Below are 15,228 nucleotides of genomic sequence, written 5' to 3'. Positions count from 1 at the left end.
ATTTAATTTGAGATTTTCACTTTAAAAGAATCAAAATCAACCGGCTGGATTGTATGTCCTTTATATTCTAATTCCTTTTCGTTGCCTTCTTCGTCTATTTCAACTCCTCCACCGGAAGAAGGGATGACTACATAAGGAGTAATTGTCAAATCAGTAACATTAGAACTAATGGGATCAAATTGCTTATTACTCTTGAACTGTAATTTATCCTTCACCCTTTCACCTGTTACGCCACCCGAGCGGCCAGTAATTTCATTTCCATCTTGATCAACTACCAAGAATTCAATATTTCCTCCACGACTTAGATCAAAATCTGTTTCCTCTTCTAAACTCTCATAGGATATACTTACGCCTGTTTCACTTATTGACAATTCTTTTACAGTTAGCGTCAAACCATCTACCGTTTGTGAATGTTGAACAGGAATTTTATGAATGCCAGTAATTTTCTCAACAGGAGCTGAGAAGTACCACGTTTCTCCATTTTTTCCATGTAGCATTAATCCTAGTTCAAATTCCTCCGGCAAACCTTCGTTCACATTGATTTCTTGAATAGCAGTCAAAGTTGTCGGCGAAAGGTTCTCTTCACCGTAACTTCCAGAGGCAGTAGCAGGGAACTTCCCATTAATCGTAAAATCCATACCAGCACCAAAATAAAATTCATCAAGTTCCTTATCAGATTCAATGAAAAGGCCAATTGTAATATTATTTTGATCATATAAAATTTCATCAAGCGTAACGGAAATTCCATTGATCGTCTGTGTCTCACCAATTTCATTCGTCAACCCATTTTTTTGAGCTTGTTGTAAACTGATCAGATCCGAATTGCCGAAAACTGAGCCGATAATCGGTAGTTGGGACAAGCTACTTGCCAAAGCTGGAGAATAGTAAGAGGAACCAACCAATAGTCCAAAAATAGCCGCAGCACTAGACAAAGCATACATTATTTTTCTTTTCCCAGTGGTCATTCTAGTACGAGGCGTCTCTTTTTTCTCTTTAGCTTGTGCGATTCCGGAACGAATAGCTGAACGAACTTCGTCTTGTGGAAACTCCTCGAAAGGATCATGTGACTTTTTCATTTAATTGATATCTCCTTTCTAATTCACTTTTTAATTTTTTCCGCGCTCTACGTAAATTCGTTTTCACTGTAGCAACTGGCTTCTCCATCACCTCAGCAATATCCTTAATAGACAGGTCATGATAGTAGAATAAGATAATGGTTGTCTGATAGGATGAATTTAGCCTCGACAATGCCTCGCTTAAATGAAAAGAATCGATTTCTTCGTCCTGCTTACGGTCTAATCTTTTCAATAATTCACTTTCCTCATAAACAATCAATTGGTTTCGTTCTCTCAGCAGGCTATAACATTCACGTATTAAAATTCGAAACAGCCAAGTTGAGAAATACTCCGGATTTCGCAATTGCCCTATCGCAAGAAATGCTTTACACGCGGTTTCCTGAATGGCATCTAAAGCATCTTCTTTTTTACCAACATAAGAAAGCGCCTTGTAATATAGCATTTTTTCTTCTTTCAGAAGCAATTCTTCAAAAGCTTCAGGGTCTCCATTAATGGCTCTTTTTACAGTGTGTAGATCGTGTTTCATCGTGTCATCACTCCCTCCTCTCACTAATTAGAGTGATATAGACATACAAAATGTTTCACCATTTATATTTTTCCTCATTTATTTTTAATTCTATTATTTATTAAGTGAGATTTATAGAGGAATAAACAGACTAAAGATAAAAAAAGCATGCTTAGATCTGCAATCCAAACATCCTCTATAGGTTTAGGTTTTGTTTTATCCAACGATAATACCTTTCTATCTCAATAGCAAAAGCTATTCTCCTTTTGAAGAATAGCTGTGCGTTAATTATATTCGATTATATTCGCATTCAGTTTGTCAAAAGCATAACCCAAAGTCTTAGCTCCAATAGTTTTTCATCATGTCATGAGACCATTTCCTCAATGAAAATAAAAAATACTACTCTGAATATCTAAAAATACGGGAAAGTGAATGCGGCAAACACTAAGAATAAGCCTCCACCGATCGCAATATCAGTTATTATAAAAGGTCGGTTGAAGACAAATAATGCTAGACTTGTAAACCCGATAGCTATAAGTATATATAAATGATAGCAACAAGATAGCTCGAAACTATCACATCATTACGTGTGTATGTAAGGAATTTAATAAAATAATTACCACTGCTTTTTTTACCGTTCGCGAAAGCATTAAAGGTTATACAAATACCGGCAACCAGAAAAATAAGTGCTGGATGCGAGCCCCTATTAATAAAAAATAAGAGTTAGAATTCTTTCTGCTACTTCACTAATATGTAAGTGTTTTTTTAATCTAAAACTCTATTCGAATAAACGGTTGAAAAAGCTTAATTCCTTTGCGATTGGTAGGGAGCCATTTCATATCACAAATTAAATGCGAAGCATACCCGATTAATCCTGCTACCATCAACATATCCATCCCAACAAAGGCTTGAAATTCATATAAGATCCAGCCAAAAAAAGCAAATCCCCAGATGCTATGAGTGATGCCACGGTGAGGCGCAAAGACGGATATAATCATAAAAATTGCTAGTCCAATAATCCAAAGGTGAGATAGTAAGATGCCAATCACGAATGTACCTGAACCAGTGAGTATGAGCATGGATTTAGGCTTAATAATTAATTGTGGTAATATGATTAAACTACATCCAATGACGATTCCTACTAGTTTTTCTGTTCCGTCCAATAGCCAGTATCCATATCCGGTAATCATGAATCCAACAATTCCTAAGAAGGCATAAACCAGCGTAACTGGGATCGTTAGTTTTCTTGTAATCTTACTGTTCGTATCCGTATCAGGGATGACCGATGCTATTGCACAAGTTGTGACAATTCCTATCGTCTCCACTAGCTCATATTGACCGATGTATGCAAAGGCTCCCCCTAGTGCTATACCGACTACTAAATGAGATGATCCTTTCATTATACGTCCCTTTCCATTAAAACAAACTAATTTGTTCCTCAATGATTTTTGGCTTCTTTTCTTCAATTACTTCATTTTCTTCTTCTACGATTTGTTCTTCTCCTTCTTCTTCAAGGTCCAGTAAACTATCTACTTCTTTAGCTCTACGTGGTTGATAGTTAAACGTGCCAAAATAGAAGCTACAACTTGGACATTGATGTACTTTATTCGGCCTTAATCTTTTGGACAAATCCTTTCTTTGCTCGACAGATAGTTCTCCTTCTATGGCACATGTTCCACACATGAGAGATAACAATATAAACAGTCCTTTCTTTCCTAATTTTGAGAATAATAGTATTCAAAGCGATCATACATTCGCCAATTTGTAAATTATAACATCATATATAAAAATAGAATACTCATTCTATGATATTTATTATTTTATATTCAAACGCTATGCTTGGAGTATTTTGTGAGTTACTTCTAGACATTTCAACAAGATTGTCTAAACTACACACTCATATAAAAAGAAAAACCATCTTAACAAAAGAAAAATGGCTCGGCATGTAAACCGAACCATTCACTATAGTAATAGGTATTATGTTACTTTTTAAAAGTAATGTGTTGGACTTGATCATTCATTAGAACAGTAGTTTCACTTGGTTTCGTTTCCGATATGATTTTTCCGTTACGAACCGAATATCGCACAGGAACTTGGCGGCGGATCGCATCATATTCATCTTCAGCGTGAAGAACAATGAAATTCGCTACTTTTCCTTCTTCAATGCCATACTGATCTTCAATGTGTAACGTTTTTGCACTATTCTTCGTAATCAAGTCGATCGAATTAACGATCTGATCATAGCCTAATAGCTGACATACATGGATTCCCATATGAAGAACTTGCAGCATGTTCCCTGTTCCCAGTGGATACCAAGGATCAAAAATATCATCATGCCCAAAGCAGACGTTAATCCCTGCCTCTTGTAACTCCTTCACTCGTGTAATCCCTCTTCGTTTCGGGTACGTATCAAAACGACCTTGTAAGTGAATGTTCACAAGTGGATTAGCTACAAAGTTAATTTTGGAAAGTTTTAATAGACGAAACAGCTTAGACGTATAGGCATCATTGTAAGAATGCATCGCTGTAGTATGACTCGCCGTCACACGCTCTCCCATCCCGAGACGATACGCTTCGGCGGCGACAACCTCCACGAAACGTGATTGTTCATCGTCAATTTCGTCACAGTGAATATCAACGAGACGATCATATTTTTCCGCAAGTGCAAACGCTTTTTTCATCGACTCGACTCCATATTCGCGAGTGAATTCAAAGTGCGGAATGCCTCCAACGACATCTGCTCCCATCCGAAGCGCTTCCTCAAGTAACTCTTCCCCGTTAGGATAAGATAAAATCCCCTCTTGAGGAAAAGCAACTATTTGTAAATTAACATTAGAAGCGATTTCTTCTTTTACTTCTAACAAGGCTTCTAAGGCAATTAAAGATGGATCTGTTACGTCAACATGTGTACGTACATGCTGGATTCCTTGTGCCATTTGCCAAGTTAATGCTTTTTTGGCGCGCGTCTTTACATCTTCTTTCGTTAAAGACTCTTTTCGCTCTGACCATCGTTGAATACCTTCAAAGAGCGTTCCACTTTTATTCCACTCAGGCTCTCCGGCTGTTAGTGTTGTATCCAAATGAATATGGGGCTCTACAAATGGAGGAAGGACAAGATTGCCCTCCACATCTAAAATCTCTCCTTCATATCCTTCTACATTTTCAGAGATCATTTTAAATTGATTGTCCTCAATTAAAATTTGCCAAAGGCCATCACGGCCACGTAATTTTGCATTTTTTACTAACAAATTAACTCACCTTTTTCTGTTCAATGACTACCTCTTCTTGTTTGTTTCTACGGTTTTGTATAAATGTGAGTACAACATAAGCTAGAGCTGATGCGAAAAGTGCATTTAGCGGTGCAATTCCAGGGATAAATGTTGCCGCTAATACCCCGATCACCCATGCCGCTAATGCCGTCCAGTTCACGACTTTGATTGCACTTTCTTTTAAACCTTGTTTACGGCGAACAAGAAAATAATCCGCTAAAATAATCGCTCCGATTGGCGGTAATGTTGAACCTAAGAACGTTAACCAGCCCACAAAGTTATTGTACAACCACATCGCAAATATCGTACCAACAATCCCGTTAAAAATGACAACTTTGTTTTTAGAGATCTTTGTAATGTGTGAAAACCCTAATCCGGAAGCATATAACGCATTGTCATTCGTTGTCCAAATATTAAGGCCTAGGATAATAATAGCAGGAATGATTAGCCCTTGTAAAAACATCACTTCAGAAATATCTGATTGCCCTGTTGCAATCGCACCAACAGCTCCGAAAAGAAACATTAATGAGTTTCCAATAAAGAAAGCAATCACCGTTGTAAAAAATCCTGTCTTTTTCGTTTTAGCAAAACGAGCAAAGTCTGGTGTTAATGTTCCCGCACTAATAAAAGAACCGATACAAATCGTTAACGCCGCAGCGATCGCGATCGTTTCCGTCGGTTGGTACTCGAGTAATCCACCAAGTCCTCCAACGGTATTTGCCGCTTCAAACGTCGAATAACTTCCTAGTACAGCAATCGAAGGTACAGCGATAATACTTAAAACCGTTAGTGCTTTCATTCCCAGATAAGCCGTCGCTGTCATCAACACACCAGCAATCGCAATTAAAATATAAGAGTCAATGCCTGTCACTTTTTGTACAGGTAAAGCAAACATCGCAACGCCTACTCCAAACCAGCCAACTTGTGTTGCCGCTAGCATGAATGATGCAACATAAGAACCTTTTTCACCAAACGCGTAACGTGCTAAAAGATGTGTTGATAACCCTGTTTTGGCACCGATATAACCTAGTGTGCCCGTATAAAGACCAAGAATTAAATTACCGGCAATGACGACCAAAATAAACTGCGTAAACGTTAACCCTGCACCAAGACTTCCCCCAGACCACATACTCGCTGAGAAAAAGGTGAGTCCTAGCATCACCGCGAACATTTTCCAAAATCCTTGTCGTGCCGATTGCGGGACAGGTTGTAGGGCATAATCTCGATCAACTGTTTGTTTCATAATACATTCCTCCAATATATTAGGTACCTGGCACCATGGAGGTTGAAGCTCTCGTTACGATCGGTGGTTTTTAGACAACAAAAAAGGTTTCTCGTCAACCTTTTTTGCTGACAAGAAACCTAGATACGCATAAATAGACAAGGCTTCAAAAGACACACGAATCCCCTATCTGTAACGACCTACCTTGTCAGCCTCACAGGACTGAATTAAAGGTACCAGTATTAAATTAAGATTATTATCTATGAAACTTGAAATTTTGTCAATATAATATTTTCATATGTTTTAACCCCAGCAGAAAATCAAGCTGTTATCATTGTCGACCTCCCATCCCTAAGCGGACTGAGAGGCCGTTATTTGTTGCATTATTAATGATTTCATGGTCTGAACGGACTGAGAGGCCCTTATCTAGCAAAATAGCGTTGATTTTTACGTGTTTTATAGGAAATAGGGTCCTCTCAGTCCGCTAACACTTCTCCAATGGTGGTTTTTCTGAAAATAAGGGCTTCTCAGTCCGCTAAAAAATCTCATTCGCCTGCCAACGGTCTATCCCACCTATTTGGCTCCTCTTTTGAACAGAACCTCAGTCCATTCCTGTGCAAATGTTACTACATCAACAGTTAATCATTAACCACTTAAATTATATTCAACTACATCACGTAATTACGAGGACTCTCCTCCACTTCATTCGTCGGTCAATGTATTGTAAATAACTGGACCGCTATTTTACCAGCTCCAAATATCTCGCCCCCCCTTTTTTTACTATAAAATAAAACCAAGAAAAACAGCCATTAGTAATCCGAACAAGATGCAGTACATAAGCATTTCTAATTGAAATTTGTAAAATGACTTTTTTTGAATGTACTTTCTTCTAAAATAAACTTGACCTTCGATGTTATCCAAAAACGGGGACACAGCAGCCAAGTGAGAATATACAAACATTAAACTAGCAAAGAAGAAAAATTTTAATAAAAAAGATAGCTCTCCTAAACTACTTAAAATAGGTAATAGCACAATTGCCATCAGAATTCCACGTAATATTTGAGCAGGTAAAAAGTATTTTTCAACATGCTTTCTCTCTTGTTCGTTGGACATGTCCATTAAAAACGTACATAACCTCTGCTTACTTTCATAAATATCTTTACTAAATCTTAAAGAAATAGCTCCTGCAATTAAATACGAAACGGTATGGGCAACGACAAAAAGACCCAAAAATTTTAAGTGTAACATTCACTTTTCAAACCCTTTCTAGTTTATATACGATATGATGAATTCATTTCGATACAAAATTATAATTAAAACATGACACGAATAGTGATCACACAAATATAGTGGACCTCCCATCCCTAAGCGGACTGTGAGGCCGTTATTTGTTGCATTATCAATGATTTGCGGTTGGAACGGACTGAGAGGCCCTTATCTAGCAAAATAGCGTTGATTTTTACGTGATTTATAGGAAATAGGGTCCTCTCAGTCCGATAACAATTCTGCAATGGCGGTTTTTCTGAAAATAAGGGCTTCTCAGTCCGCTAAAAATCTCATTCCCCTGCCAACGATCCAACTGCTGCTGCCGCCTTAAAATTGGCTATTTTGCCAAGAACCATCGTAATCCTACACACTTTTGAATGATCCCATAACTAATAGTCCCGATACTAACCTTATAAACTCGAATCCTTCCTTTCTAAGATTTTCATGAACTCGTCGCCTGAAATGGTTTCTTTCTCACAAAGGTATTTGGCTAACTCATGGAGCTTTCCCTTATTATCTTCTAAAATCTTCACGGCATTTTGATAGCAGCTTTTAATTGTTCTTAACACTTCATCATCAATTCTGGTTGCTGTCCCTTCCGATACCAATAGCGATGTATCACCGCCTAAATATTGATTATTTACAGTTTCTAATGCCATCATTCCAAACTCGTCACTCATCCCATATCTAGTGATCATCGCTCTTGCCAGCTTGGTCGCCTGTTCAATATCATTGGCTGCACCTGAAGTTATTCTTTGAAAGACTAACTCTTCTGCAGCACGTCCGCCCATATACACGGAAATTTTATCGAGAATTTGCTCCTTACTCAGCAGCACCTGTTCCACTTCTTCTAACTGCATCGTATATCCTAAAGCTCCTGATGTCCTTGGAATAATTGTAATTTTGTGCACGGGGGCAGAATTCGTTTGCTTCGCTGCCACTAAGGCATGGCCAATTTCGTGATAGGATATCGTTAGTTTATCTTCCGGTGATAGAACTGTGTTTTTCCGTTGATAACCTGCGATAATGACCGCTACCGCTTCTTCCAAATCTGCTTGGATAATCTGATTCCGGTCCAATTTTACGGCACGCAGAGCGGCTTCATTCATAATATTGGCTAAATCAGCACCTGAAGCCCCTGGCGTCGTTTTTGCGATCATGTTCAAATCGACATCGTCAGCTAACTTTACTTTTTTCGCATGAACATTTAAGATGGCTTCCCTTCCTGCAATATCAGGTAATTCCACTGGGATTCTACGATCAAACCTTCCTGATCGTAACAAGGCCTTATCCAATGTTTCTGGTCGATTGGTTGCTGCTAAAATGACAACTCCTTTATCTGCCTCAAACCCATCCATTTCTGAGAGTAGTTGATTTAATGTCTGCTCTCTTTCATCATTGGAAGAAAACCCCGTCGATTGACGACTTTTCCCAATCGTATCAATTTCATCAATAAACACGATACAAGGTGCTTTTTCCTCGGCTTGTTTAAACAAATCTCGGACTCGAGCTGCCCCCATACCGACAAACATTTCAACAAACTCTGAACCAGAGATCGAAAAGAAAGGAACCTTTGATTCTCCTGCTACGGCTTTCGCTATCAGTGTTTTTCCCGTTCCAGGAGGTCCTACAAGAAGAGCACCCTTAGGAATGGTTGCCCCAATCTCTTTATACTTATTAGGATTATTAAGGAAATGAATAATTTCTATCAGAGCCTCTTTCGCTTCATCTTGCCCAGCAACATCATTAAACGACTTCCCGGTTTGTGCCTCTACATAGATTTTAGCATTGCTTTTTCCAAACTTTAGAACGTTAGTCTCGCTTCCTATTCGCTTATGTATAAAATATTGGGCAACTAGAATAAATAGGAAAAACGGAAGGATCCACATTAATAAAAACGTTAGGATTGGAGAACTTTCTTTTGGAATGATTCGATTAAATACAATATTTTCTTGATACAACCGATTTACTAAATCCGGATCTTCCATTCGACCAGTGACATAGATCTGATTTGCTTCACTTTGATTGAGTAAGGTAAATCCTATTTGACTATCTTGAATTTCTACGGATTTAACATTTCCCATTTCAATTTCTTTTAAAAAAGTACCATAATCGACTTCCTTAACCTGTTGATCTGAAATAAATGGAAACACAAATGCATTAAGCATGATTACAACTAACATTGAGATTAAGAAATAATGTAAGAGTGGTCTTTGCGTATTTTGTTTAACTTCCATGTGAGTGTTCCTTTCATACGTTTATGGTTTATCTGCTACCTCTTTTAAATCTTATCGTCAGTTACTAGAAATTGTTATCGGGATATATACTGAAAGTTTAGTAGCGATTTCCCCTATTTAACTTAAGAAATAGGCTCTATTTTCGATGTTCATTCCTACTTAACAAAAAGGAAAGAAACCCTTTTGTACAATAACTAACTACAATAGGATTTCACCTTTAAACAAGCTATTAACATTTAATTGAAACAAAAATGCTCATAAAATGTAAGATAACTGGAAATTACATGGATATTAAATGTGGATCTGTGGGAAATTACATAATATATTATGGAAAATAAAAGCAACCATACATCGAATAGAACCTAAGGATGAGCATCTATGAAAAAAGCGCTTTTAAGCTTATTAATCTGCAGTTTACTCACTGGTTGTTGGAGTTCCAAAGAACTTGGGGAATCTGCATTCGTTGCAGCAGTTGCGATTGAAAGAGAAGGTGATTTATTTACACCGAAGCTTCAATTTCTTCAACCTGTCAAGTTAGATCAAGGTGCCACTGATGCCCATATCATGATTGCTACTGAAGGTTTTTCACATCTCGGAGCGGGACGAGCAGCCATTAAAGGACTGCATCGACGACTTTTTTTCTCACACGCCCAAACGTTTATCGTGAGTAGTGAAATCGCTAAAGAAGGAATATTTCCTGCACTTGATATTATCTTTCGTGATCAAATGTTCCGTCTGACAAGTTATTTGTTTATTGCTGACCAACCATCCACCTTACTTGCTTTACCTTCTCCAGTAGACCCATTGTCAGGAATAAGCTTAGCCAACGGAATTGAAGCCGCTGAAGATAGTCACCAAAGGGTCATTACCCCTACATTAAAAGAATTTCTCGAAATGAGCTATGAACCCGGCCGGAGTGCTTATGTTATACGATTAAAAAAGCATTCCGATGATGCTCAAAAAGAACCGCATATCGATTTAGATGGAACAGCAATTATTAAAGAAGGAGTTTATGTAAAGGATATCAATGACATCCTAGCCGATGCCCTTCGTTTATATCGCAATGAAGCAGGAAACGATACGTTTACATTTCAGGTGCCAGATGGAGATGATTGGTTCGCCTTAGAGCGGTTGCGCGCACAAACCTCCATTCTTCCGAAAGTACAAAACAATCAGTTAGTTATCGATGTATCCGTCAGTACATTAGCCAATATCAATGAATGGCACTCAAGTGCTGAAATAGATGCACACATGTTTAAAAAAATACAAAAAGGATATGCTGACGAGGTTCGATGGAGGATGGAAAAGCTGCTGGAAAAGATGAAAGAAGAACCTGTCACCGATGTACTCGGAATGGGGACAGAAGTTCGCCGCCGGCATCCTGAGTATTGGAAAAAAGTTCAAGACGATTGGGATCAAGCATTTAAAGAAGCTAAAGTGAATATCACGGTAGAAACAAATATTCAAAACTTCAACCTGATCGAAAAAACGGTGATAGAACCTAATCAAGGGCCACCCAAACGATTTCAACTCCCATGGATAAAATAATGGAGGTATTTCAGGGGCTTCCCCCTGACTCGCCAGCACAAGAAAAAAGCTTAGTCATGCGCATCCATTCTACGCAAACTAAGCTTTTTTCTTGCCTCTTACAACTAAGTTATCAAACAGCTAACTCTTCCAATGAATATTTGAAAGCGCTAACATATTAAGATAAGATAAGGAACACTGCTGAGATGACGATCCCTGTGTATAGTAGAGTAATCACTGTAAAGCCCATAATATCACGTATTTTTAGCCCTGCAATAGCTAATAACGGTAATGCCCAGAATGGTTGTATCATGTTAGTCCACGCATCTCCCCATGCAACTGCAAGAACAATTTTCGCTGGGTCTACGCCTAACTCCATGGCAGTCGGTAAAAAGATTGGTGCTTGAATGGCCCATTGACCACCACCAGAAGGAACAAACATATTTAAAATTCCAGCCGCAAAGAATGTGAAAAGTGGTAATGTTTTAGTTGTTGCAATATCTGCAAAAATATTAGAAATCCAAATAGCTAGCCCTGAAGCTGTCATCATCCCCATGATTCCAGCGTAGAAAGGATATTGAAGAGCAAATTGTCCAACACTTCCTGATGCCCTTTTTAAACCAGTTCCTAGTTCTTTAACATTTCCGTAAAGAAGAAGTACGAATGTTAAGAAAATTAAGTTTACAGTATTTAGATCTAAGGAAAAACCATTGGTATAGAAGTGATTGATAAGGTAAGCTAACCCTAAAATTCCACCGATCATAACGATACTTCGACTGCGATCCAACTTATCATTAATGGCATTTCTCTTTTCTTCTTTCACTTCTTCTGCTTCTTCTTGGAGTAACTTTTGATCAATAATAAAACGATCCTCTTTCTTCTTTGGATGGATCATTTTCATAATAAAAGGTAATGTAAAAAATACAATACAAACGATTACAATATTGATCGCAGAAAATAATGTTGTTGATGTAGGAATGAGACCTACCATTTCTTGAAAGTTATGACCTTCTGTTGCTACGAAAAGCGCTGGCGAAGATGATAATCCGCCTTCCCATATCACAAAACCAGAGTAACCTGCAGCAACGAGTACTCGGTAATCTACATCATGGACTTTTTTTGCGACTAGCTTTGCCATAATTCCAGCGACAACAAGTCCAAATGCCCAACTAATAAGTGATGCAGCTAACGCAGAAAACGTAACAACGATGATCGCTGTATTTGGTGTTTTACAAAGACTCGCAACTTTTTCAAGACCACGAGCAACTGGTTTCGTGAGTGCAAGCGCATAACTCATAATAAACGTTGTAATGATTTGCGCAGTAAATGTTAATAACGACCACATTCCATCTCCCCAATAAGTCATCATCTCAAAGGGACTACTACTAGTAATAAAAATTCCACCTAAGAATGTAATTACTGTTAATAGAACAGCAAATACAAACGCATCTGGTAGCCACCTCTCTGAAATTTTAGAAAAGAACATGGCAACTTTCGCTAACAAATTATCCCCTGGACCTTTACGAGGTAGATTTTGTTGTGGCATTTGTTCAGGTTTCATAAAATACACCTCTTTCGTAGAATAGTAGATTAAGTGAAGGGTGCGTGATTAGCACCCTTATTAGCTTTTACACCTTTTTGTTTAGATCACGAAGTTTAGCTTTTTGGATTTTCCCAACGGAGGTACGAGGGAACTCATCTATGAATTCGATATACTCTGGGACTTTAAATTTAGCTAGTAATCCTTGGCAATGTGAAATGACCTCTTTTTCCGATAAATGAGCTCCTTCTTTTAGAATGACAAACGCTTTAAGGGCGACATCGCGAATTTCATCATCTACTCCAACCACTGCGCTATCAGCAATTTGTGGGTGTTGATTTAAGACGGTCTCAATTTCACTCGTCGCAATATTTTCTCCCGCGCGCTTAACCATATCTTTCAAACGATCGACGAAGTATAAGTATCCATCCTCACCTACTCGAGCATTATCTCCTGTATAAAGCCAACCATCCTGTAAAGCCTTCTTAGTCGCTTCTTCATCGTCATAATAACCAAGCATTAACGTCCGGCCTGGTTCACCTTTAACAATAATCTGACCTACGTCACCTGTAGCCACATCATTTCCATGTTCATTGACAAGCCTCACCTCATACCCAAGGCCAGGTTGACCAATACTCATGTTTTTACAAATCCCGTCTATCGGATTCATAAGTGGCGTTCCAATCGTTTCAGTCATCCCGTAAATTTGTGATAATTCCACATGATATGTCTGTTCAAATTCAGCGAGCTGTTCTTCAGTAACAGACTGTGCAAAGATTATTTTCTTAAGCTGATGATCGCATGTATTCCCACTTCCCCGGCGCAGGATCATTTTAATAGGAGCTGCAAACAATGAACCGATCGTAGCCTCAAATAAAGCAGCTTGCTCAAAATATCGAGAAGCACTAAACTTTTCTGTTATTGCAACCGTTCCACCAACAGTTAATAATGGCATCGTTAAATAGTATTGGCCATTCCCATGGAACATTGGAAGTACAACTAAACCACAATCCTGTTCAGTCATCTTTAGCATTCGTGACATGTATTCACCCGCATATACATAGTTAGCATGGGTGATCATTACACCTTTTGGATTAGAAGTTGTACCTGATGTATATAAAATGGCGGCTATATCGTCACTATTAATTTCTAGTGGTCTACTATAAGGTGAAGCAAGGTTGATCAGATGATCTAAATGTTTATCTTGATGTGTTGTTCCTTTATACCTAGAAAGTAATATCTCCATATTTAGGTCTGTAAACTTCTCTATGTATTCTTCTTCAGTAACTACCATTTTTGCTTTAGAATGAGTGACAAGAAAATCCATCTCCGCTTTAGCTGATAGAATATTTGTCGGTACCATAACCGCTCCCATTCCAGAAATAGCAAACCATGAAATCATAAAATTCATTGAGTTCGGCAAGTGAAGTACTACTTTATCTCCCTTTTTAATACCCATCTCGTCTAGTACTGTCATCATCTTCCGGACTTTTTCGGCAAATTGTTTATAGGTAGCCGTTTCAATGGTACGATCATCCGATTCTACTTTTAGAAAAGTTTTGTTTGGATTTTGTTGAATTTGTTGTTCAAGTAAAGAGTTTAGTGTTTTATTACCGATAATATCCACCAAAATTCCCCCCTCTATTAAAATTAAAGCGCTTTCATTAATACAAAAAAATAAAAAAGTGTAACTCCTCCTTTTCTAACTGGAATTATTAATATACAATTTTTAGTAAAAGTAACGAACTGCAGTCTCTTTATTCCAAAACAGACTGTAGTCTCTACAAAACATTAAAACAGACTGCGGTCTTAATGTCAATATTTTCTGAATATTTTATAGAAATGAGTGGATGTCATTGACTATTAAACATAAAAAAGGACAAGAAACAAAAAAGAAACTTTTAAATACGGCTCTTCACTTATTTGCTGAAAAGGGATTTGACAATGTTTCCGTTGATGAAATAGTAGCAACTGCCTCTTCCTCAAAAGGTGCATTTTATACGCACTTTAAATCAAAGCATGAAATTTTCTTAGAAAAATTTAAGGAAATGGATAAGTTTTATGAGTCATATTTTTCGACTCATGACAAAACTCTTACAGCCTACGATCAATTGCTGTCATTCTTTAAAGCTTTAATGACATACATGCGAGATGAAATTGGTTTAGACATGCTAAGAGTTATCTATATAAATGAACTTAACCCTAATCGAACGAGCTTTTTTACGAATCCTGATCGTACATTATACAAAGTTTTAACTACTTACTTCCAAAAAGGAATTGATGAAGGAGATTTTAGAACAGACGTCACTGCGGAATATATGACGAAATGTATGGCACGAATTATTCGAGGATTAATTTATGATTGGGGACTATACAAAGATGAAGTGGACCTTGTTCAAGAGTCAGCTACATATTTACGCTATGCTTTAGATGGTTTTGTAAAAAAATAATTTTAGTCAAGATCCTATTAGTTTAATGGTGATTTTACACTTATCTTCGGCTCATCTATAAGGATCTTGATTTTTCTATCGTGATATAACAATAAAAGTCGGCTCCTTACATGAGCATAAGCGCTTTTTTAAGAAC

The 15,228-nt window shown here is 37.8% G+C and carries 13 protein-coding genes; 2 read left to right on the top strand and 11 right to left on the bottom strand.

Annotated elements, in window-relative coordinates; translation table 11 throughout:
• Window positions 1-2 precede the first annotated feature (2 nt).
• The 9 genes from AC2VNP_RS21950 to ftsH form a co-directional block, all read right to left on the bottom strand.
• On the bottom strand, window positions 3-1,076 hold the full coding sequence (locus AC2VNP_RS21950; protein WP_486919509.1) for a DUF4179 domain-containing protein: 1,074 nt from the start codon (window positions 1,074-1,076) through the stop codon (window positions 3-5).
• A complete protein-coding gene (locus AC2VNP_RS21945; protein WP_486919507.1) occupies window positions 1,060-1,602 on the bottom strand; it encodes a sigma-70 family RNA polymerase sigma factor in 543 nt (180 codons plus the stop codon). The genes AC2VNP_RS21950 and AC2VNP_RS21945 overlap by 17 nt, the downstream gene beginning before the upstream one ends.
• A gap of 510 nt (window positions 1,603-2,112) precedes the next feature.
• A complete protein-coding gene (locus AC2VNP_RS21940) occupies window positions 2,113-2,241 on the bottom strand; it encodes a hypothetical protein (RefSeq protein ID WP_486919575.1) in 129 nt (42 codons plus the stop codon).
• A gap of 110 nt (window positions 2,242-2,351) precedes the next feature.
• On the bottom strand, window positions 2,352-2,981 hold the full coding sequence (locus AC2VNP_RS21935) for a metal-dependent hydrolase (protein WP_486919506.1): 630 nt from the start codon (window positions 2,979-2,981) through the stop codon (window positions 2,352-2,354).
• A 16-nt stretch (window positions 2,982-2,997) separates the two neighbouring features.
• The gene (locus tag AC2VNP_RS21930) at window positions 2,998-3,264 is read right to left on the bottom strand and encodes a hypothetical protein (protein WP_486919504.1); all 267 of its coding nucleotides are present in this window, start codon (window positions 3,262-3,264) and stop codon (window positions 2,998-3,000) included.
• Between the two features lie 299 nt (window positions 3,265-3,563).
• On the bottom strand, window positions 3,564-4,829 hold the full coding sequence (locus AC2VNP_RS21925) for a cytosine deaminase (RefSeq protein ID WP_486919503.1): 1,266 nt from the start codon (window positions 4,827-4,829) through the stop codon (window positions 3,564-3,566).
• A gap of 1 nt (window position 4,830) precedes the next feature.
• Window positions 4,831-6,093 carry a cytosine permease gene (codB, locus tag AC2VNP_RS21920; protein WP_486919501.1) on the bottom strand — a complete coding sequence of 421 codons (1,263 nt, stop codon included), beginning with the start codon at window positions 6,091-6,093 and terminating at the stop codon, window positions 4,831-4,833.
• A 759-nt stretch (window positions 6,094-6,852) separates the two neighbouring features.
• The gene (locus tag AC2VNP_RS21915; protein ID WP_486919500.1) at window positions 6,853-7,320 is read right to left on the bottom strand and encodes a hypothetical protein; all 468 of its coding nucleotides are present in this window, start codon (window positions 7,318-7,320) and stop codon (window positions 6,853-6,855) included.
• Window positions 7,321-7,748: 428 nt separating this feature from the next.
• Entirely contained in the window at window positions 7,749-9,575 is a 1,827-nt protein-coding gene (gene ftsH / locus AC2VNP_RS21910; RefSeq protein ID WP_486919498.1) for an ATP-dependent zinc metalloprotease FtsH, read from the bottom strand.
• Between the two features lie 378 nt (window positions 9,576-9,953).
• On the opposite strand from ftsH, the gene AC2VNP_RS21905 reads away from it, so the two are divergent.
• Window positions 9,954-11,123, top strand: coding sequence for a Ger(x)C family spore germination protein (locus AC2VNP_RS21905; protein ID WP_486919496.1), 1,170 nt, complete (start codon window positions 9,954-9,956; stop codon window positions 11,121-11,123).
• Window positions 11,124-11,280: 157 nt separating this feature from the next.
• Here AC2VNP_RS21905 and AC2VNP_RS21900 read toward each other — a convergent pair whose 3' ends face one another.
• Window positions 11,281-12,663, bottom strand: coding sequence for a short-chain fatty acid transporter (locus AC2VNP_RS21900; RefSeq protein ID WP_486919494.1), 1,383 nt, complete (start codon window positions 12,661-12,663; stop codon window positions 11,281-11,283).
• A 67-nt stretch (window positions 12,664-12,730) separates the two neighbouring features.
• Entirely contained in the window at window positions 12,731-14,269 is a 1,539-nt protein-coding gene (locus AC2VNP_RS21895) for an AMP-binding protein (RefSeq protein WP_486919492.1), read from the bottom strand.
• Between the two features lie 229 nt (window positions 14,270-14,498).
• Here AC2VNP_RS21895 and AC2VNP_RS21890 point away from each other — a divergent pair, with 229 nt between their 5' ends.
• On the top strand, window positions 14,499-15,092 hold the full coding sequence (locus AC2VNP_RS21890; RefSeq protein WP_486919491.1) for a TetR/AcrR family transcriptional regulator: 594 nt from the start codon (window positions 14,499-14,501) through the stop codon (window positions 15,090-15,092).
• Window positions 15,093-15,228 lie beyond the last annotated feature (136 nt).

This window comes from Alkalihalobacterium sp. TH-98, from assembly GCF_057473385.1.
The sequence above is the reverse complement of the archived record's forward strand: the minus strand, read 5'-3'. Positions and strand labels throughout refer to the sequence as shown.